19 protein-coding genes are annotated in these 17,723 nt (G+C 32.6%); 9 read left to right on the top strand and 10 right to left on the bottom strand.

Going from position 1 to position 17,723, the window contains the following annotated elements; all coding sequences use genetic code 11:
* The first annotated feature begins 44 nt into the window (after positions 1-44).
* From KW502_RS09445 to KW502_RS09435, 3 genes are read left to right on the top strand one after another with little or no spacing between them, the layout of a single operon-like run.
* Positions 45-1,496, top strand: coding sequence for a RimK family ATP-grasp domain-containing protein (locus tag KW502_RS09445; RefSeq protein WP_219040310.1), 1,452 nt, complete (start codon positions 45-47; stop codon positions 1,494-1,496).
* Between the two features lie 2 nt (positions 1,497-1,498).
* Positions 1,499-2,719 carry a glutamate-cysteine ligase family protein gene (locus KW502_RS09440; RefSeq protein ID WP_219040309.1) on the top strand — a complete coding sequence of 407 codons (1,221 nt, stop codon included), beginning with the start codon at positions 1,499-1,501 and terminating at the stop codon, positions 2,717-2,719.
* Complete coding sequence (locus KW502_RS09435) at positions 2,716-3,420, top strand: N-formylglutamate amidohydrolase (RefSeq protein ID WP_219040308.1); 705 nt, start codon at positions 2,716-2,718, stop codon at positions 3,418-3,420. The genes KW502_RS09440 and KW502_RS09435 overlap by 4 nt, the downstream gene beginning before the upstream one ends.
* Here KW502_RS09435 and KW502_RS09430 read toward each other — a convergent pair.
* The 5 genes from KW502_RS09430 to KW502_RS09410 all read right to left on the bottom strand — a co-directional run bounded on the left by KW502_RS09430 (position 3,365) and on the right by KW502_RS09410 (position 7,631).
* On the bottom strand, positions 3,365-3,970 hold the full coding sequence (locus KW502_RS09430) for a pseudouridine synthase (protein WP_219040307.1): 606 nt from the start codon (positions 3,968-3,970) through the stop codon (positions 3,365-3,367). The genes KW502_RS09435 and KW502_RS09430 overlap by 56 nt on opposite strands.
* Positions 3,971-4,143: 173 nt before the next feature.
* The gene (locus tag KW502_RS09425) at positions 4,144-4,959 is read right to left on the bottom strand and encodes an AraC family transcriptional regulator (protein ID WP_219040306.1); all 816 of its coding nucleotides are present in this window, start codon (positions 4,957-4,959) and stop codon (positions 4,144-4,146) included.
* A gap of 211 nt (positions 4,960-5,170) precedes the next feature.
* Positions 5,171-5,656: a ferritin-like domain-containing protein gene (locus KW502_RS09420; protein ID WP_219040305.1), complete on the bottom strand. Its 486-nt coding sequence runs from the start codon at positions 5,654-5,656 to the stop codon at positions 5,171-5,173.
* Between the two features lie 134 nt (positions 5,657-5,790).
* The gene (locus KW502_RS09415) at positions 5,791-6,744 is read right to left on the bottom strand and encodes a transketolase family protein (RefSeq protein WP_219040304.1); all 954 of its coding nucleotides are present in this window, start codon (positions 6,742-6,744) and stop codon (positions 5,791-5,793) included.
* A gap of 38 nt (positions 6,745-6,782) precedes the next feature.
* On the bottom strand, positions 6,783-7,631 hold the full coding sequence (locus KW502_RS09410) for a transketolase (protein ID WP_219040404.1): 849 nt from the start codon (positions 7,629-7,631) through the stop codon (positions 6,783-6,785).
* 197 nt (positions 7,632-7,828) lie between these two features.
* Here KW502_RS09410 and tgt point away from each other — a divergent pair, with 197 nt between their 5' ends.
* From tgt to KW502_RS09385, 5 genes are all read left to right on the top strand, one after another.
* A complete protein-coding gene (gene tgt, locus KW502_RS09405) occupies positions 7,829-8,959 on the top strand; it encodes a tRNA guanosine(34) transglycosylase Tgt (protein WP_219040303.1) in 1,131 nt (376 codons plus the stop codon).
* A 1-nt stretch (position 8,960) separates the two neighbouring features.
* Positions 8,961-10,037, top strand: a complete 1,077-nt coding sequence (locus KW502_RS09400) for an LptF/LptG family permease (protein ID WP_219040302.1) — start codon at positions 8,961-8,963, stop codon at positions 10,035-10,037.
* A 101-nt stretch (positions 10,038-10,138) separates the two neighbouring features.
* Positions 10,139-11,092 carry an acetyl-CoA carboxylase carboxyltransferase subunit alpha gene (locus KW502_RS09395; RefSeq protein WP_219040301.1) on the top strand — a complete coding sequence of 318 codons (954 nt, stop codon included), beginning with the start codon at positions 10,139-10,141 and terminating at the stop codon, positions 11,090-11,092.
* A gap of 167 nt (positions 11,093-11,259) precedes the next feature.
* The gene (gene dnaB / locus KW502_RS09390) at positions 11,260-12,810 is read left to right on the top strand and encodes a replicative DNA helicase (protein WP_219040300.1); all 1,551 of its coding nucleotides are present in this window, start codon (positions 11,260-11,262) and stop codon (positions 12,808-12,810) included.
* Positions 12,811-12,919: 109 nt separating this feature from the next.
* A complete protein-coding gene (locus KW502_RS09385; RefSeq protein ID WP_219040299.1) occupies positions 12,920-14,179 on the top strand; it encodes an asparagine synthetase B in 1,260 nt (419 codons plus the stop codon).
* Positions 14,180-14,185: 6 nt separating this feature from the next.
* Here KW502_RS09385 and KW502_RS09380 read toward each other — a convergent pair whose 3' ends face one another.
* On the bottom strand, positions 14,186-15,142 hold the full coding sequence (locus KW502_RS09380; RefSeq protein WP_219040298.1) for an OmpA family protein: 957 nt from the start codon (positions 15,140-15,142) through the stop codon (positions 14,186-14,188).
* Positions 15,143-15,190: 48 nt separating this feature from the next.
* Between KW502_RS09380 and KW502_RS09375 the strand changes: the two genes are divergently transcribed.
* Positions 15,191-15,613, top strand: a complete 423-nt coding sequence (locus KW502_RS09375) for a secondary thiamine-phosphate synthase enzyme YjbQ (RefSeq protein WP_219040297.1) — start codon at positions 15,191-15,193, stop codon at positions 15,611-15,613.
* Here the strand turns inward: KW502_RS09375 and KW502_RS09370 are convergent.
* The 4 genes from KW502_RS09370 to infC all read right to left on the bottom strand — a co-directional run bounded on the left by KW502_RS09370 (position 15,594) and on the right by infC (position 17,715).
* The gene (locus KW502_RS09370; RefSeq protein ID WP_219040296.1) at positions 15,594-16,400 is read right to left on the bottom strand and encodes an HAD family hydrolase; all 807 of its coding nucleotides are present in this window, start codon (positions 16,398-16,400) and stop codon (positions 15,594-15,596) included. The two genes, KW502_RS09375 and KW502_RS09370, sit on opposite strands and share 20 nt — an antisense overlap.
* Positions 16,401-16,507: 107 nt before the next feature.
* The gene (gene rplT, locus KW502_RS09365; protein ID WP_219040295.1) at positions 16,508-16,852 is read right to left on the bottom strand and encodes a 50S ribosomal protein L20; all 345 of its coding nucleotides are present in this window, start codon (positions 16,850-16,852) and stop codon (positions 16,508-16,510) included.
* 95 nt (positions 16,853-16,947) lie between these two features.
* On the bottom strand, positions 16,948-17,145 hold the full coding sequence (gene rpmI, locus KW502_RS09360; protein ID WP_219040294.1) for a 50S ribosomal protein L35: 198 nt from the start codon (positions 17,143-17,145) through the stop codon (positions 16,948-16,950).
* Between the two features lie 54 nt (positions 17,146-17,199).
* On the bottom strand, positions 17,200-17,715 hold the full coding sequence (gene infC, locus KW502_RS09355; RefSeq protein WP_369412524.1) for a translation initiation factor IF-3: 516 nt from the start codon (positions 17,713-17,715) through the stop codon (positions 17,200-17,202).
* Positions 17,716-17,723 lie beyond the last annotated feature (8 nt).

The following is a 17,723-nucleotide window of genomic DNA, read 5'->3' as shown; positions in this document are numbered from 1 at the left end:
AATTTGTTTTTAGATTACATTTATACGGTTTTATATACATATAAATGAAAAAAATAATTGTTGCAGATCAACTTAAACCTTGGGAGTTTTTACAAGAAGATATTAAAATTATATCTGCACAAGATTACCTTACTACACCTAGCTATGCGACGCTTAAAAATGTAAGAGTTTTTAATCTTTGTAAAGATTATTCTTACCAATCTAAAGGTTATTATGTTTCACTTTTAGCAGAAGCTAGAGGGCATTTGCCTATACCAGCAAGTAAAAATCTAGTAGACTTGCGGGTTCCTAAATTAGTGAAAGTAATTTCAGAAGAGTTTGATGATTTAGTTCAGCAAAGTTTAAAAAACATTAAGTCTAGAGAATTTGTGTTAAGTATTTACTTTGGGCAAAATGTGGCCGCTAAATACAAAGAATTAAGTGCTATGTTTTTTAAGCATTTTCAAATTCCTTTTTTGAGAGTGAAATTTACTTTTACTCATAAATGGACAATTCAAAATATTAGAGCGATAGCTAACTCAGAAATTCCTAAAGATCATCGGGAGAGTATGAAAAGTTTTGCGCTTCAATATTTTTCTAAAAAGAGATACGATACTGCCAAGCCTTCTAAGTTTTTATACGATTTAGCTATTCTAGTAAATCCAGACGATCCAGCTCCTCCGAGTAATTTAAAAGCGATTAAAAAATTTATAGAAGTAGCCGAAAAGAATAATTTTTATGTAGAAGTAGTTTCACCTAAAGATTTATCACGTCTATCTGCATTTGATGCTTTATTTATTAGGCAAAGTACAGAAGTAAATAACGAAGCCTATGCCTTCGCTCGAAAAGCACAACAAGAAAACATTGCGATTATCGATTATCCAGATGCTATTTTAAAATGTTGCAATAAAGTTTTTATGGCAGAAGCATTACAAAATGCAAATATAGATGCGCCTAAAACTAAAATTGTTTACCAAGAAAATATTGAAGAGGTATTGAAGGAAGTAAAGTTACCTTGCGTATTAAAAAGTCCAGATTCTACTTTCTCATTTGGAGTGAAGAAAGCTAAAACAGAACCTGAATATTTTGAGATGGTTCAGGATATGCTAAAAACTTCAGATTTAATTATTGCTCAAGAATATTGCCCTTCAGATTACGATTGGCGTATTGGCATTTTAGACGGAAAAGCTTTCTACGCTTGTCGTTATTATATGGCAAAAGGGCATTGGCAAATTTATAATTGGGATGCCAAAGAAAAAGACGATCAAGACGGTAATGCAGATTGTTTGCCTATCGAAAAAGTACCTGCAAAAATAATGGAAGCCGCTTTAAAATCAGCTAAAATTATGGGGCAAGGTTTGTATGGAATAGATGTAAAAGAAGTAGACGGCAAAGCGCTAGTCATTGAAATTAACGATAATCCAAATATCGATTTTGGAGTCGAAGATGCTCATTACGGAGAAGAAGTTTATCAACAAATTATAAAAGCGCTTAAAAAACGTTTAGAAGACAAGTAGTCATGAAAAAATATCATCTTTTTGAAGTTGCGGGCATAGAATTAGAATATATGCTAGTGCATCAAAATAATTTAAAAGTTTCTCCTAGCGTAGATCGATTGTTAAAAGCAAAAGAAGGTAAAGAAATTGCAGATATTGATAACGGAGAAATTAGTTGGAGCAACGAGTTGGTAGCTCACGTTATTGAATTAAAAACAAACGGCCCCACCAATGATTTAGAAAATTTAGCTGAAAAATTTCATTCAAATATTATAGAAATCAATCAGTTATTAGCACCAGATAAGTTACAATTATTACCTACAGCTTCGCATCCAATGATGAATCCTGAGAAAGATACACAACTTTGGAAGCATAGCTATTCTGAAGTTTATGCGTTATATAATAGAATTTTTAATTGTAAAGGTCACGGTTGGTCTAATGTGCAAAGTATGCACATTAACCTTCCTTTTTATAATGATGATGAATTTGAAAAACTGCACGCAGGTATAAGAATTCTATTACCACTTTTACCTTCTTTAGCCGCAAGCTCACCCATTTTTGAAGGGAAAAATACTGGATTTAAAGACGCAAGAATGCAGGTTTATAAAACCAATCAAAAAGAAATCCCGGTATTGGCAGGAAAGGTGATACCTGAACGAGTTTTTAATAAAAAAGCTTATAAGAAACAAATCTTCAATCCTATCAATAAAGCGATAAAACCTTACGATACCGAGAATATTTTAGAACATCATTTTTTAAACTCTCGTGGTGCAATTGCTCGTTTTGATAAAAATGCAATAGAGATTAGAGTTTTAGATTTACAAGAATGCCCAAAAGCAGATGTTGCTATTGCTATGTTAATTGTTGAAGTTCTAAAATGGATCATTACAACCTTAGATTTAGAAAAAATGAAAGCAATTCATGAAGACGAATTACTACCTATTTTAAACAAAACCATCTTAGCAGCCGAAGAGGCAACTATTAATTCAGCTTTGTATTTGAAAGTTTTTGGATTGACTGATATTGAATACAACGCTAAAGATATTTGGAAGTTTTTAATAGAAAAAGTAGCAGGTAAACTGAATGATAAAACCAAAGAAACAATTTATACGATAATGGCTAATGGTTCACTTTCTACGCGAATATTAAAAGCATTAAAAGATGATTTTTCTGAAGCTTCAATTCAGAAGGTTTATCAAAAATTAGCTACTTGTTTACAAGAAAATAAGTTGTTTTTACCTTGAAATTAATCATCACCTGTGAACACGGCGGAAATAAGATTCCGCCGAAATACGAATCTTATTTTAAAGATCAGCAAGAAAATTTAGCTTCTCATAAAGGTTACGATTGGGGAACTTCAGATTTGTTTGATGAGGTGAAGCATCTGGCCGATTTTAGTAAAAAAAGTGAGGTAAGTCGGTTATTAGTAGAGCTAAATAGATCTTTGCATCATCAGCATTTATTTTCTGAAGTTTCTAAAGAATTTTCAGTAACAATAAAGAAAGAAATTCTTGGGGACTATTACTTTCCTTATCGAAATTTAATAGTAGAAAAAATTGCTGAATCGATGAAGTTGGGTGAAAAAATAGTTCATCTGTCTTTACATTCTTTTACTCCTATATTAAATGGTAAAGTTAGAAATACAGATTTAGGGATTTTATATGATTCTTCTAAATTACAAGAGAAAGAATTCAGCAAAAAATTAAAGGCTATTTTACAAAAGCACTTACCTTATTTTAAGATCAGGTATAACTATCCATATTTAGGAAAAGCAGATGGATTTACGACTTACTTAAGAAATAAATTTCCTAAAAATTATATAGGTGTTGAAATAGAAGTCAATCAGAAATACGCTGTGGGAAACAAATTTTCAGCAGATATTAAACAAGCTATTGTTCACGTTGTGCAGCAACTTCGGGAAAATGATCATTTAATTGAGAGGTGATTTCTCTTACTTCACCAGCCTTCATATCTTCAATAGTGAATTTATCAACACGATAACGCACCAAGCGTAATGTAGGAAATCCCACGGCTGCGGTCATTTTTTTTACTTGACGAAATTTACCTTCAGTAATAGTGATTGATGCCCAGCTGGTAGGTCCGTGGCGCTCATCTCTTATTTTTTTTGCTCGTTCTGGGAGAGTAGGAGGTTCAATAATTTTGGCTTTACAAGGCTGGGTAAGGTATTTTTTTCCTTGTATACCAATTTCTACTCCATTTTTTAATTGCTCAATAGCTTCTGTTGTGATTACACCATCAACTTGTACGTAATATTCTTTTTCTACCGAGTTGCTGAGTACGGCATAGCTCATTTTTCCGTTAGTGCTTAGTAGAAGTAAGCCTTCAGAATCTTCATCTAATCGGCCAATAGACATTGTTTCTTTCGGGAAATTGTACAATTCACCTAACATCTTTTTCTTCTTGGCACTTTTTTGATTGGTAATAAACTGACTTAGATAACCGTAAGGTTTATACAATTTAAAATGACGATGCATGTTATTTTTTCATTTTTCTGAATAATAAATGAAATTAGAGAAGTATCCAAATGAAGGTGATAGAAAATTAACTTTCGAGCAAATTATTCAATTATATATTGCTTTATATTTTTAAATTAATTGTAAAAGAAGATAGGCATTTTCTTTAGAATATTACCAGCAGCTAATAAGTTTTACTTTAAAATTTCAGCTCCTCGTTGATAGTCAGAAGGCCTTTTTCCTATTACCTTATAAAAAGTATTACTAAAGGTAGGAATACTTGAGTATCCTACTTTAGAAGCTATTTCACTAATACTGTATTTTTTTTGTGCTAAATAATCAATCGCTTTGTACATTCTTAAAAGGGTGAAAAATTTAATATAAGAAATGTTTGTATTTTTTTTAAATAAGCGGTGTAATGTCCTTTCGTTAATTTCAAATTTTTCAGCCAACTGAGATAATAAAATATTTTCGCTAAGATTATTATTCAGAAACTCTGTAACTTGTTTTAATTTTTCATCTTTAATAATAGGAATTGTAAAATGAATAGGAGTTTTTGAAAAATCTGGTAATAAAACTTTTATCGCCTGTACAATAGGGTACGGTTTACGATGTGATTTTAATATATCGCCTCTCCATTCTTTAGTATGAGATAAAAGTTGTAGTAGTAAATCTGTAGCTGGATAAACGCCTACCGTATTATAATATTGTTTTTCATCACTTAGTATCGGAATGTATAGCGATCGCATTTGAACAGATTCTGAATTAGAATATACACTATGATTTACTCCTGCAGGAATCCAGATAAAATGATTTCCGGGAACAAAGTAATTAGTAATATTCGTTTTTACGTGGATTGTTCCGCCTTCAACATAAGTGAACTGTCCTTTTTTATGTGAATGATCAAAAAAACTATCATTCTCTTCAGTGTAATGCAAGCTGTGATAGCAGTAAACACTCTCAGGATTGCTATCTACCACTGCTAAATATTCTCTTTGATCTGTTATCACTTTGATGAATTTAAAATTAATAAATGTTTACAGTATAGATTCAATTAATTTCAGATTAAATAAATATATAAATTTTTATTAAAAATTTATACTGTGATACATTTTTTTACGATAAAAAATTAAAAAATGGTAAATTTGAATAAATTTATTAAAGAGTATTAAAAAAGGGATTCAAAATTTGAACCCCTTTTTTAATGATAAATTATTTTTTCTATTTCCAGTCAGAATCAAGATCTTCCATAATTTTAATATTATTTAATGTCATTTTAATTTCATCTACTTGAGTAATTAAAGTAGATTTAATTTCAGCAGGGAAATTATAGTCTTTCAGTTTTTCTTCATATTCTTCTAAACTATTTTTATCCCCTCTAATGCATTCTTCAAGTACAGCTTCAGCATCATTATTAGTGAAAGCGGTTTTAATATCAATCCAGGTTCTGTGCATATCTCCTGCAATGCTTCCTTTTTCGATAGGTTGTTCGTTTAATTCATGAATATGTTTGTCTATTTCTGTAGCAAATCTATTTCTTTTAACCGCTTGGTATTTTAAATATTCTTTTAGGTTTGAATTATTAGTATCTTGTAGGGCTTTTTTAAATCCTTTTTCAGCATCATAATTTTTTTCTAATAAGGATTGTAAATGATTTACTAATTCATTATGAATATTTTCTTTAGCTTCTTCAATTGTAGTTTTCATAATCTATTATTTTTATTTAAAGTTAATAATTAAACTAAACAACTGCTCTTTACAAAACCTTAATTGAGAATTGTTTAACAAAAAAAAAGTCTTTCTGTAGTAGAAAGACTTTAAAAAATTAAATCGTTGAAATTTTATTTTCTTTTGATCACTTTTTGCGCTGCAGTTTTAATTGCATTAGCATTTAAGCCATATTTTTCCATTAATTGTGCTGGTGTTCCGCTTTCGCCAAAAGTATCTTTGGTAGCAATAAATTCTTGTGGTGTAGGTTTATTTTCGGCTAAAACCCGAGATACACTTTCTCCTAAACCACCTAAGAAGTTATGTTCTTCTGCAGTTACGATACAACCCGTTTTTTCAACAGATTTTAAAATAGCTTCATCATCTAATGGCTTGATGGTATGAATATCGATCACTTCAGCAGAAATACCTTGAGTTTCTAATTCTTCTGCAGCTAATAAAGCCTCCCAAACTAAATGGCCAGTTGCTACAATAGTAACGTCTTTACCTTCTGTTAACTGTAAGGCTTTTCCAATTTCAAATTTTTGATCTTCTGGAGTAAAGTTGGCTACTTTTGGTCTTCCAAAACGTAAGTAAACCGGTCCGTCGTGTTCTGCAATTGCAATGGTAGCTGCTTTGGTTTGGTTATAATCACAAGTGTTAATAACCGTCATACCCGGTAGCATTTTCATTAAGCCAATATCTTCTAGGATTTGGTGAGTTGCCCCATCTTCTCCCAGAGTTAAACCAGCGTGAGAGGCGCAAATTTTCACATTCTTGCCAGAATAAGCAACACTTTGTCTAATTTGATCGTAAACTCGACCGGTAGAAAAGTTAGCAAAAGTACCAGTGAATGGAATTTTACCGCCAATAGTCATACCAGCTGCCATCCCAATCATATTTGCTTCTGCAATACCTACTTGAAAAAATCGTTCTGGATGATTAGCTTTAAAAGCATCCATTTTTAAAGATCCTGTTAAATCTGCACATAGAGCAACCACATTTTCGTTGGTTTTACCTAACTCTTCTAATCCTGCTCCAAAACCTGATCTAGTATCTTTTTTACCTGAGTCTGTATATTTTTTCATCTTATTTGATTCTGAATTAATAATGGTTGAATTGTTTTTTAGTAATCTCCTAAAGTTTCAGGATTTTGTTGTAATCCTGTTGCTAATTGCTCATCGTTAGGAGCTTTACCATGCCAAGCGTGTGTATGCATCATAAAATCTACACCGTTACCCATGACTGTTGTTAAAAGAATACAAACGGGCTTACCTTTACCGGTTAGTGCTTTTGCTTCTTTTAAGCCTCTTATAATTTCAACAATATTATTTCCTTTTTCAATTTCTATAACTTCCCAACCAAACGCCAAGAATTTATCTTTAACGTTACCCATTGGTAAAACATCCTCGGTTGCACCATCAATTTGTTGTCCGTTTAAGTCTACTGTAGCGATAAGATTATCTACTTTATGACCAGCAGCATATAAGATTGCCTCCCAGTTTTGTCCTTCTTGTAGTTCACCATCACCGTGTAGCGTGTAAACAATATGTGAATCTTTATTTAATTTTTTTGCTTCTGCAGCACCAATAGCAACAGACATTCCTTGACCTAAAGATCCAGAGGCAACTCTAATACCAGGTAAACCTTCATGCGTGGTTGGGTGACCTTGTAAGCGAGAATCTATATGTCTAAAGGTAGCTAATTCTTCTACTGGGAAAAATCCGCTACGCGCAAGAACGCTATAAAAAACTGGTGAAATATGACCGTTAGATAAGAAGAAAAGATCTTCATTTATCCCATCCATGGTGAAATTCGTACTGTAATCCATAACTTCTTGGTAAAGCGCTGTAAAAAACTCTGCGCAACCTAAAGAGCCTCCTGGGTGACCAGAATTAACTTTATGAACTTGTCTAAGAATATCTCTTCTTACCTGAGTAACAAAATCTTCTAATTGTTGAGTGTTGTGTGGCATCGTATAAAAGTGTTGTTTCAATTTCTGCAAAAGTAAGTCTAATTAGAAGCTTAAAAAAGAAAATAGGTTTCATTTATTAACTATTTATTGTGAATAATTGAATACTGATATTTATAAAAAGAAGAATCTTTAATTCAGCAATAAAAATATTCGGCATTTCTTTTAGATAGTTATCTTTGCCCTCCATATTCTATATTATGAAATTTGATCTTTTAACTACAGATATTAATAGTAAAGCTCGTGCTGGAGAAATTACTACCGATCATGGCAAAATAGAAACTCCTATTTTTATGCCGGTAGGTACCGTCGCTACCGTAAAAGGGGTGCACCAACGAGAATTAAAACAAGAAATTAATCCAGACATTATTTTAGGTAATACCTATCATTTATACTTAAGACCTCAAACCGATATTTTAAGAAAAGCGGGAGGTTTGCATAAATTTATGAATTGGGATCGTAATATTTTAACTGATAGCGGTGGTTATCAGGTTTATTCGCTTTCTGCAAATCGTAAAATTAAAGAAGAGGGAGTGAAATTTAAATCGCATATCGATGGTTCTTATCATTTCTTTACTCCAGAAAATGTTATGGAAATACAGCGTACCATTGGGGCCGATATTATCATGGCTTTTGATGAGTGTACACCTTACCCATGTGATTACCGGTATGCTAAACGATCAATGCACATGACGCATCGTTGGTTAGATAGATGCATTAATCATTTTGCAAAAACTCCGCCACTTTACGGGTATGAGCAAACCCTTTTCCCAATTGTACAGGGTAGTACTTATAAAGATTTAAGAAAACAATCGGCAGAATATATTGCTAATGCGGGAGCTGCAGGAAACGCTATTGGCGGCTTATCGGTAGGAGAACCTGCAGAAGAAATGTATGCGATGACAGAAGTGGTTACAGAGATACTTCCAGAAGATAAACCACGTTACTTAATGGGCGTAGGGACTCCGATTAATATTCTAGAAAATATTGCGCTTGGTGTAGATATGTTTGATTGTGTGATGCCAACCAGAAATGGACGTAACGGAATGTTATTTACCGCCCACGGAACCATTAACATTAAGAATAAAAAATGGGAAGATGATTTTTCTCCTATTGATGAAATGGCGATTACTTGGGTAGATACTGAGTATTCTAAAGCCTATGTTAGGCATTTATTTACTGTAAATGAAATGCTTGGCAGGCAAATTGCTACTATACATAATCTAGGTTTTTATCTTTGGTTGGTTAGAGAAGCTAGAAAGCATATTTTAGCAGGAGATTTTAGAGTCTGGAAAGATAAAATGGTGAAACAAATGGATAAAAGATTATAAGTTGAAAATATTAGACTGGTACATACTTAAACGCTATTTAGGGACATTCATCATGTTGTTGTTGCTATTTATTCCTATTGGGATAACGGTAAATCTTGCTGAAAAAATAGATAAAATATTAGAAAATGAAGTTCCGTTTATAGAGGTGGTTTATTATTATATAGATTTTACGATCTATTTTGCCAATTTATTATTTCCATTATTTTTATTTTTGTCGGTTATTTGGTTTACTTCAAAACTAGCTAATAATACAGAAGTGATCGCCTTTTTAAGTTCGGGTGTTTCTTTTTATAGGTTTTTGAGACCTTATTTTATAGGAGCAACGATTGTATGTTTAGGAGCTTTGGTCATGGGTATGTATTTAGCACCACAAGCAAGTTCTGGATTTAATGATTTTAAGTATAAGTATTTAAAAAATAGTTCAGATGTACAAGAAACTAAAGATGTATATCGGCAAATTAATGATCACGAATTTATTTATGCTACCAACTTCCAGCCCAAGCAAAAAACAGCCAGAAACTTTACTTTAGAGCATTTTGAAGGTAATAAGCTTAAATTTAAAATTAGTGCAGACCGATTAAATTTTAATACAGATTCTTTAAATTATACCTTAACTCGCTATGAAAAAAGAATTATAGGTGAGCGTAACGATATTTTAAGCAGCGATACTAAATTTGATACCATTTTACCTTTTGAAATAGATGCACTTACTCCGGTATCTTACATTGCTGAAACTTTAAACTATCAAGAGTTAAATGAATTTATTAAGCAAGAAAAAAGAAGAGGTTCGGGAAACATAAATATTTACCAAGTCGTAGCATACAAACGTTGGAGTATTCCTGTTTCTGCCTATATTCTTACCATTATTGCAGTTTCTGTATCTGCCATGAAAAGAAGGGGAGGGATGGGTGTTAATTTAGCTGTGGGTATCGCTATAGCTTTTACATATGTATTTATGGATAAAGTTTTTGGTACCATTGCAGAAAAATCTACTTTTTCACCCTTAATAGCCGTTTGGTTTCCAAATATTGTATTCGGAATTTTGGCATTTTTCCTTCTCAAAAAGGCCAAAAGATAATTTCTTAATAACTTCAAAATTTATAATCTTAATTTTCAACTTTTCAATCTTATAAGTTTTATATATTTGTAAGCTGAAATAAAAAAAGCCTTATTCATATTATGGAATATTTAGAATTTGAGTTGCCCATTAAAGAGCTTCAAGAGCAATATGAAAAAGCTTGCGCGATCGGTAAAGATAGTGAAGTAGATGTAAGCTCGACTTGTAAGCAAATAGAAAAGAAATTAAAAGAAACTAAAAAAGATATATATAAAAATCTTACGGCTTGGCAACGAGTACAACTCTCAAGACATCCAAATAGACCTTATACTTTAGATTATATTAATTCTTTATGTGAAGGTAATTTTCTAGAATTACATGGTGATCGAAATGTAAAAGATGATAAAGCCATGGTCGGTGGTTTAGGTAAAATTGGTGATCAAACTTTTATGATTATTGGTCAGCAAAAAGGTTACAATACCAAAACCCGTCAATACCGAAATTTTGGTATGGCAAACCCAGAAGGTTACCGCAAAGCACTTCGCTTAATGAAGTCTGCAGAAAAGTTTGGTATTCCTGTATTAACTTTTATTGATACTCCAGGAGCTTATCCTGGATTGGAAGCAGAAGAACGCGGACAAGGAGAAGCAATTGCTAGAAATATATTAGAAATGACGCGCCTCAAAACTTCTATCTTTGTAGTAGTGATAGGTGAAGGAGCTAGTGGCGGAGCGTTAGGTATTGGTGTAGGTGATAAAGTAATGATGTTAGAAAATTCTTGGTATTCAGTCATCTCACCAGAGAACTGTTCTTCCATTTTATGGAGAAGCTGGGATCATAAAGAACAAGCAGCAGAAGCATTAAAACTTACCGCTAAAGACGCAAAAAAATTAGAGGTAATCGATTCGATTATTAAAGAACCTATTGGTGGTGCGCATAGTGATCGTGAAGAAATGTTTAAAACACTTAAAAAAGTGGTTTTAGAGTCTTTCGATGAATTAAAAAACTTATCACCAGAAGAATTGATTAAAGCCAGAATGGATAAATATTCTAATATGGGAGTGTTTAAAGGATAAACACTTCTATTAGAAACTTCTTGAAAAAATCCGGATGTGAAATCTGGATTTTTTTATACTTATTAACAGCAATTTTAAGTTATTAACACACAGATTGTTCATAAACGGTGAACTATCTGAGCAGTTATTTTCTGCTCTTGTCTTAACATTTTTTTTACATTCGTAGTATGGAGAAAGCACAGGTGCAAAAGCAATACAATTATAATCAAAAAAACGTCATTAGCCTTGAAAAAGGAAAAATACCTCCTCAAGCAGTTGATTTAGAGGAGGTTGTTCTTGGGGCGATGATGATTGATAAAAAAGGAGTAGATGAGGTTGTCGATATTCTACACCCAGATGCTTTTTATAAAGAAGCACACCAACATATTTTTGATGCGATCTTTAAATTGTTTAAAGACGGTTCTCCTATCGACTTATTAACGGTTTCTAACCAGTTAAAGAAAGATGGAAATTTAGAATCTGCTGGTGGTGATTACTACATCATTCAGTTAACTCAAAAAGTGTCTTCTTCAGCACATATTGAGTTTCACGCGAGAATCATTCTTCAAAAATATATTCAGCGTAGTTTAATTAAAATTTCCAACGAAATTATTGAAGATTCTTACGATGAATCTACCGATGTTTTCGACTTATTAGATAAAGCTGAATCTAAATTATACGAAGTTACCCAAGGGAACATCAAAAGATCTTCAGAGACAGCTCAGAATTTGGTAACCCAAGCCTTAGCTAAAATTGAAGAAATCTCTAATAAAGAAGGTTTAAGTGGTATACCTTCAGGTTTCGAGCGTTTAGATAAATTAACCTCTGGTTGGCAACCAAGTGATTTAATTATCGTAGCAGCAAGACCGGGTATGGGTAAAACAGCCTTAACCCTATCGATGGCAAGAAATATAGCCGTAGATCAAAATATACCTGTTGCTTTTTTCTCTTTAGAGATGTCATCAGTACAGTTAATTACACGTCTAATTTCTTCTGAAACTGGTTTGTCTTCAGAAAAATTAAGAACTGGTAAATTAGAAACTCACGAATGGGAACAGCTAAATGTAAAGGTAAAAGACCTAGAAAAAGCTCCTTTATTTATAGATGATACACCATCACTTTCTATTTTCGATTTACGAGCAAAAGCACGTCGTTTAGCCTCGCAGCACGGCATAAGGCTTATTGTAATAGATTATTTACAATTAATGACAGCTGCTACAGGTGCTAAAGGAGGAAACCGTGAACAAGAAATTTCTACAATTTCGAGAAACTTAAAAGCACTAGCAAAAGAATTAAGTGTTCCTGTAATTGCACTTTCACAGCTTTCACGTGCAGTAGAAACGCGTGGCGGTAGTAAGCGGCCCTTACTTTCTGATCTTCGTGAATCTGGTGCAATTGAGCAGGATGCCGATATTGTATCGTTTATTTACCGACCTGAATATTATAAAATTGAAGAGTGGGATGATGATGAACGTTCGCCAACCGATGGGCAGGCAGAATTTATTGTGGCTAAACACAGGAATGGTGGATTGGAAAACATAAGGTTGAAATTTGAAGGGCACTTAGGTAAATTTAGTAATTTAGAAAGTTTCGATTCTCCTTTCGAGTTTCATTCAAAAATGAATGAAGGTGAAGAAGAAAATCCATTTAGTACACCACCAAATTTCCCTTCGGCAGATGAAGCTTTTGGGCGGCCTAATACTCCGCCTCCAAGTAATGATGATGAAGTACCTTTCTAATTCTTAATTAATAAGAATTAATTGGAATAAAAATTGTTTACTTTTAGGTTGAATAATTTTGGCTATTTTAAGCTGAAGTTTTTCAACCTTTTTTAATTCAATGGCATTTATGAAAAATTACCTTGTTATATTTTTTTTATTACTCATTCCTTTTCAAAATTATGCATCTTACGTGCTAATCCCAATGGATGTTGATACTCAAAAAAATCACTTAAAAGCCTACGGAATTACCTATTGGGTACTCAATAAACAGCAAAAAGTAAAATGGCTACTTAACTATCGAGGAGGTTCTTTTTTAATGCCAGATACTGAAGAATTAAAAAAAGAATGTAAAATTAGAGGGGTTTCTTTTGAAGTGCTTAGCGATGCCAAAACGCAAAATATTTTAGATGAAATTTCTAGTCCGTCACAAAATCAAGATGCTGTAATTTTAGAAAAAGCTCCAAAAATTGCGGTGTATACCCCTAAAGGAAATGCACCTTGGGATGATGCTGTAACCATGGTGTTAACTTATGCTGAAATACCTTACGAGAAAATTTACGATAAAGAAGTATTAGAAAATAAGTTGTTACTTTACGATTGGTTGCACTTACATCATGAAGACTTTACGGGGCAGTTTGGAAAGTTTTATAGAGCTTATCGAGCATCAGCTTGGTATATTGAAGAAAAACGTGCGGCAGAAGCACTAGCAACAGAGTTAGGGTATGATAAAGTTTCTCAAGAGAAATTAGCCGTAGCACAAAAAATAAGAGACTATGTAATTGGAGGAGGTTTTATGTTTGCGATGTGCAGCGCTACCGATAGTTTTGATATTGCGTTATCTGCTGAAGGAGTAGATATTTGTGAGCCTATGTTTGATGGTGATGCTAGTGATGCCGCTTACCAAAGTAAAATAGATTATAATAAAACTTTTGCATTTACCGATTATACCTTAGAACGTAGCCCTATGGAGTATGAATTTTCTTCTATAGATATGACTTCGCAACGGCATATACCTAAAGAAACAGATTATTTTTCGTTGATGAATTATTCTGCAAAATGGGATCCAATTCCTACTATGCTCTGTCAAAACCATACTGCTTTAGTAAAAGGTTTTATGGGGCAAACCACTTCATTTAGAAGAGATCAAATAAAGCCTACCGTTTTAGTTATGGGTGAAAATAAAACCAATGGAGAAGCTCGTTATATTCATGGTATTAAAGGAAAAGGTTTTTTTACTTTTTATGGTGGTCATGATCCTGAAGATTATCAGCATAAAGTAGGAGATCCTAAAACAGAATTATCGCTACATCCCAATTCTCCGGGCTATCGACTTATTTTGAATAATATTTTATTTCCGGCTGCCCGTAAAAAGAAACAAAAAACCTGATAGAAGTTAATGGGTAGGTTTATAAAAGTCCGCTGAAGGAATTACTATAATTTCTACTCTCCTGTTTTTTTTTCTGCCTGAGACTGTTTTATTTGTTGCTACGGGCTGTGTTTCACCTAAAGATTTCAATTGAAAATTATAATTTTTAGTTTTATTTTTTAATTGCTGAAAAAGGGATTTTTTTACACTTTTAGCGCGGTTTAAGCCTAAAATTTGGTTGTAAGTATGAGAAGCTTGATTGTCGGTGTGTCCCTCAATAATTACTTCTGCTTCTGGTATTTTTTCTAAACCTATAAGAAAATTATTTAGGGTGCTTTGTGCTTCTTTTTTTAGTGCATATTTATCTAGATCAAATAATAGATTAGCATCAATATTAACTTTTAATACGCCACCAATGGTGCCAATGGCGTCTATATCTGCTCCTGCGGTAGGTCCGTCACAAAAAGAGCCTAAATCTACAAGTTTAATATAGTAATAAATATCTTTCTCGTTTTCTTTTTCTACTGAAGCTATATCAACATAGCTAGAACCGCCAGAAGTATCTTGTACATATTTCCAATTTTTACCGTTTTTAGAAATGTAAACTTCAAAAGCTTCTACGGATGGGCCTACTTCAAAGAAATAAAGATCTGGGCCTTCAATATCTATAAATCCATTGTTCTTAAATTCCACCACTAATTCTCCGTAACAACCCAAAGATAGGTAGGTTTTGTCTGGATACTTTGTATAATCTGGTGCTCCCAATGCGTTAGTGGTATCTGTATAATCTATTTCAGGTTTCGGATTCCCAACTTTAAACGAAGTTATTTTATCTACAAATGAAATGTCACCCAAGGGAAGAAAAACATCGTTAGCTTTCCCTACTTTATAAAATTTTTGAAAGTTGATATTAGTAAAATCAATCTGTTGGGCATTAGCGTGATTGGCAAATATAACTAAACAAAAAGCTAAAATGTTTTTCATGAATTTATAATATATTTTTAAATTTAGGTAAATTCAATAAAAATAGTAATGAAAATAGTACAAAAAGAAATTCAGATTTCTGCTAAATCTAGAGGGTTTCATTTGGTGTCTTCAGAAGTTATCAAGCAATTACCAGAATTAAAAGATTTTAATCTCGGCACTTTAAAAGTTTTTATTAAGCATACTTCAGCAGGTTTAACTATAAACGAAAATGCAGATCCAACAGTTCGTGAAGATTTTGAAACGCATATTAATAAAATGGTCCCTGAAAATATGCCTTATTATAAGCATACTCTTGAAGGATCAGATGATATGCCCGCTCACATTAAGTCTTCATTAATAGGAAGCAGTATCGAAATTCCTGTTACGAATGGCAAATTAAATTTAGGAACTTGGCAAGGTATTTATTTGGGTGAATTTAGAAATCACGCCAGCAAACGTAAGTTGGTGCTTACTTTGATGGGAGAATAACTTTTTCTAAGATAGTTTCAACGCCAAATTCATCGTTACTTTTGGTGGTGAATTTTGCTATAGCTTTTACATTAGGGTGAGCATTAGCCATGGCGAAACTGAAATCTGCTAATTCAAGCATTTCTAGGTCATTGTTATAATCACCGAAAACCATGGTTTCAGATTTTTTAATTCCTAAATTATCTTGTAATTGCTGCAAGGCATTTCCTTTATGGGTTTCTAAACCTGAAAGGTCTACCCAATGTTCTCCAGAAACTTTTACTTTAAATTGATTTTCAAAATTTTTAACTTCAGCGTAGATGTGTTTTTCGGCATCTGTAGGGTGATAAACTGCTATTTTGAAAAACTCATCATCTTTTACTTCTAATAAATTTTCAACTTGGGCGTATTCTACATAAAATTCTTTAAAGAACTCTATAAAATCTTGATTTTTACTTTCGATATAGGCTTTAGCTTTTCCGCAGATCACAATTTCAGCATCTTTAATTTCGCGAATTTTTTCTACGATTTGCTGAACTTTTGCTAAGGAAAGGCTGTAGGTGTTTAAAACTTTATCTGCTTTTAAAGTGATACCGCCATTTTCTGCAATAACATAAATTTCATCTTTAATAGGAGAGAGTTTGTCTTTTATACTGAATAATTGTCTTCCACTTGCTGCTACAAATTGAATATTTTTGTTTTTTAATTCTTTATAAATTTCAAAAAAGCGATCACTTACTTCATTGTTAGAATTGAGTAAAGTGCCATCCATATCGCTAACAATAAGTTTTACTTGAGAGAAGTCCATAATTTTGCTTTTTATTTTAGTGGGTTATTGGTTAATTTAAATTAAAAATCCGATTCAAAAAAAATTGAATCGGATTTTTATATAAGAGAGATAATTGATTGTTGTATTTATTTTACTTTCTCGATAATGGCTTTAAAAGCATCTGGATGATTCATCGCTAAATCCGCAAGAACTTTACGGTTTAACTCGATATCGTTAGCTTTTACTTTACCCATAAATTGAGAATAAGTCATTCCATTTAAACGAGCTGCTGCATTAATACGAGCAATCCATAAAGAACGGAAATTTCTCTTTTTGGTTTTACGGTCTCTATAGCTATACAACATTGCTTTTTCAACCGCATTTTTGGCTACAGTCCAAACGTTTTTACGACGTCCGAAGTAACCTTTGGCTTGCTTCATCACTTTTTTTCTTCTAGCTCTTGAAGCAACTGAATTTACTGATCTTGGCATAATATTATTGTTTTTTGTAGTAGGCGTCCAAATTTATGGCACTTTATGAGCCCAACTCCAGGGTTTAAAATTTAATTGAACCGATTAAACTGTAATTACTTTAAACGTAATTGTAGTTTAATGTTATTTTCATCAGCCTTATGTACTAACGTACTGTGGGTTAATGCAAGCTTACGCTTTTTAGACTTCTTTGTTAAGATGTGGCTTTTAAACGCGTGCTTTCTTTTAATTTTACCAGTACCAGTTAACTTAAAACGTTTTTTGGCACTAGATTTAGTTTTCATTTTAGGCATAAGATCCTTTTTTGTAATTATCTCTACTTATATTATTTTTAAACAGCTTGGCTGTTACTTTGTCTTTTTAGGAGCCATGAACATGGTCATACGTTTTCCTTCTAATTTAGGCATTTGCTCTACTTTACCAAATTCTTCTAAATCTTGAGCTAGGCGAAGTAATAAAATTTCTCCCTTATCTTTAAATACAATAGAACGGCCTTTAAAAAATACATAAGCCTTTAGTTTAGCACCTTCTTCTAAGAATTTTTGAGCGTGATTTTTCTTGAATTCGTAATCATGATCATCTGTATTAGGACCAAAACGAATTTCTTTAACCACTACCTTAGTAGCTTTTGATTTAATGATTTTTTCTCTCTTCTTCTGCTCGTAAAGAAATTTCTTGTACTCCATTGCTTTTACGACAGGAGGATTTGCATTTGGAGAAATTTCTACCAAATCTAACCCAAGTTCTTCAGCGATGTCAAGAGCTTTCTTAATAGGGTAAACATCCATTTCAACGTTATCACCTACTAAACGAACTTCTTTCGCACGAATTTTATCGTTAATTCTATGCGGATCTTCCTTGATTTGTCTTA

The organism is Mesonia aestuariivivens, from assembly GCF_019311235.1.
Lineage (GTDB): Bacteria > Bacteroidota > Bacteroidia > Flavobacteriales > Flavobacteriaceae > Mesonia > Mesonia aestuariivivens.
The sequence above is the reverse complement of the archived record's forward strand: the minus strand, read 5'-3'. Positions and strand labels throughout refer to the sequence as shown.

What these genes read in the sequence shown, in the direction of transcription:
- KW502_RS09410 (WP_219040404.1), bottom strand. Translation starts at nt 7,631, where the DNA reads ATGCCACACAACACTCAACAATTAGAAGATTTTGTTACTCAGGTAAGA.
- rplT (WP_219040295.1), bottom strand. Translation starts at nt 16,852, where the DNA reads ATGCCAAGATCAGTAAATTCAGTTGCTTCAAGAGCTAGAAGAAAAAAA.
- rpmI (WP_219040294.1), bottom strand. Translation starts at nt 17,145, where the DNA reads ATGCCTAAAATGAAAACTAAATCTAGTGCCAAAAAACGTTTTAAGTTA.
- KW502_RS09375 (WP_219040297.1), top strand. Translation starts at nt 15,191, where the DNA reads ATGAAAATAGTACAAAAAGAAATTCAGATTTCTGCTAAATCTAGAGGG.
- KW502_RS09420 (WP_219040305.1), bottom strand. Translation starts at nt 5,656, where the DNA reads ATGAAAACTACAATTGAAGAAGCTAAAGAAAATATTCATAATGAATTA.
- KW502_RS09430 (WP_219040307.1), bottom strand. Translation starts at nt 3,970, where the DNA reads ATGCATCGTCATTTTAAATTGTATAAACCTTACGGTTATCTAAGTCAG.
- KW502_RS09445 (WP_219040310.1), top strand. Translation starts at nt 45, where the DNA reads ATGAAAAAAATAATTGTTGCAGATCAACTTAAACCTTGGGAGTTTTTA.
- KW502_RS09395 (WP_219040301.1), top strand. Translation starts at nt 10,139, where the DNA reads ATGGAATATTTAGAATTTGAGTTGCCCATTAAAGAGCTTCAAGAGCAA.
- KW502_RS09370 (WP_219040296.1), bottom strand. Translation starts at nt 16,400, where the DNA reads ATGGACTTCTCTCAAGTAAAACTTATTGTTAGCGATATGGATGGCACT.
- tgt (WP_219040303.1), top strand. Translation starts at nt 7,829, where the DNA reads ATGAAATTTGATCTTTTAACTACAGATATTAATAGTAAAGCTCGTGCT.
- KW502_RS09440 (WP_219040309.1), top strand. Translation starts at nt 1,499, where the DNA reads ATGAAAAAATATCATCTTTTTGAAGTTGCGGGCATAGAATTAGAATAT.
- KW502_RS09385 (WP_219040299.1), top strand. Translation starts at nt 12,920, where the DNA reads ATGAAAAATTACCTTGTTATATTTTTTTTATTACTCATTCCTTTTCAA.
- KW502_RS09380 (WP_219040298.1), bottom strand. Translation starts at nt 15,142, where the DNA reads ATGAAAAACATTTTAGCTTTTTGTTTAGTTATATTTGCCAATCACGCT.
- KW502_RS09415 (WP_219040304.1), bottom strand. Translation starts at nt 6,744, where the DNA reads ATGAAAAAATATACAGACTCAGGTAAAAAAGATACTAGATCAGGTTTT.
- dnaB (WP_219040300.1), top strand. Translation starts at nt 11,260, where the DNA reads ATGGAGAAAGCACAGGTGCAAAAGCAATACAATTATAATCAAAAAAAC.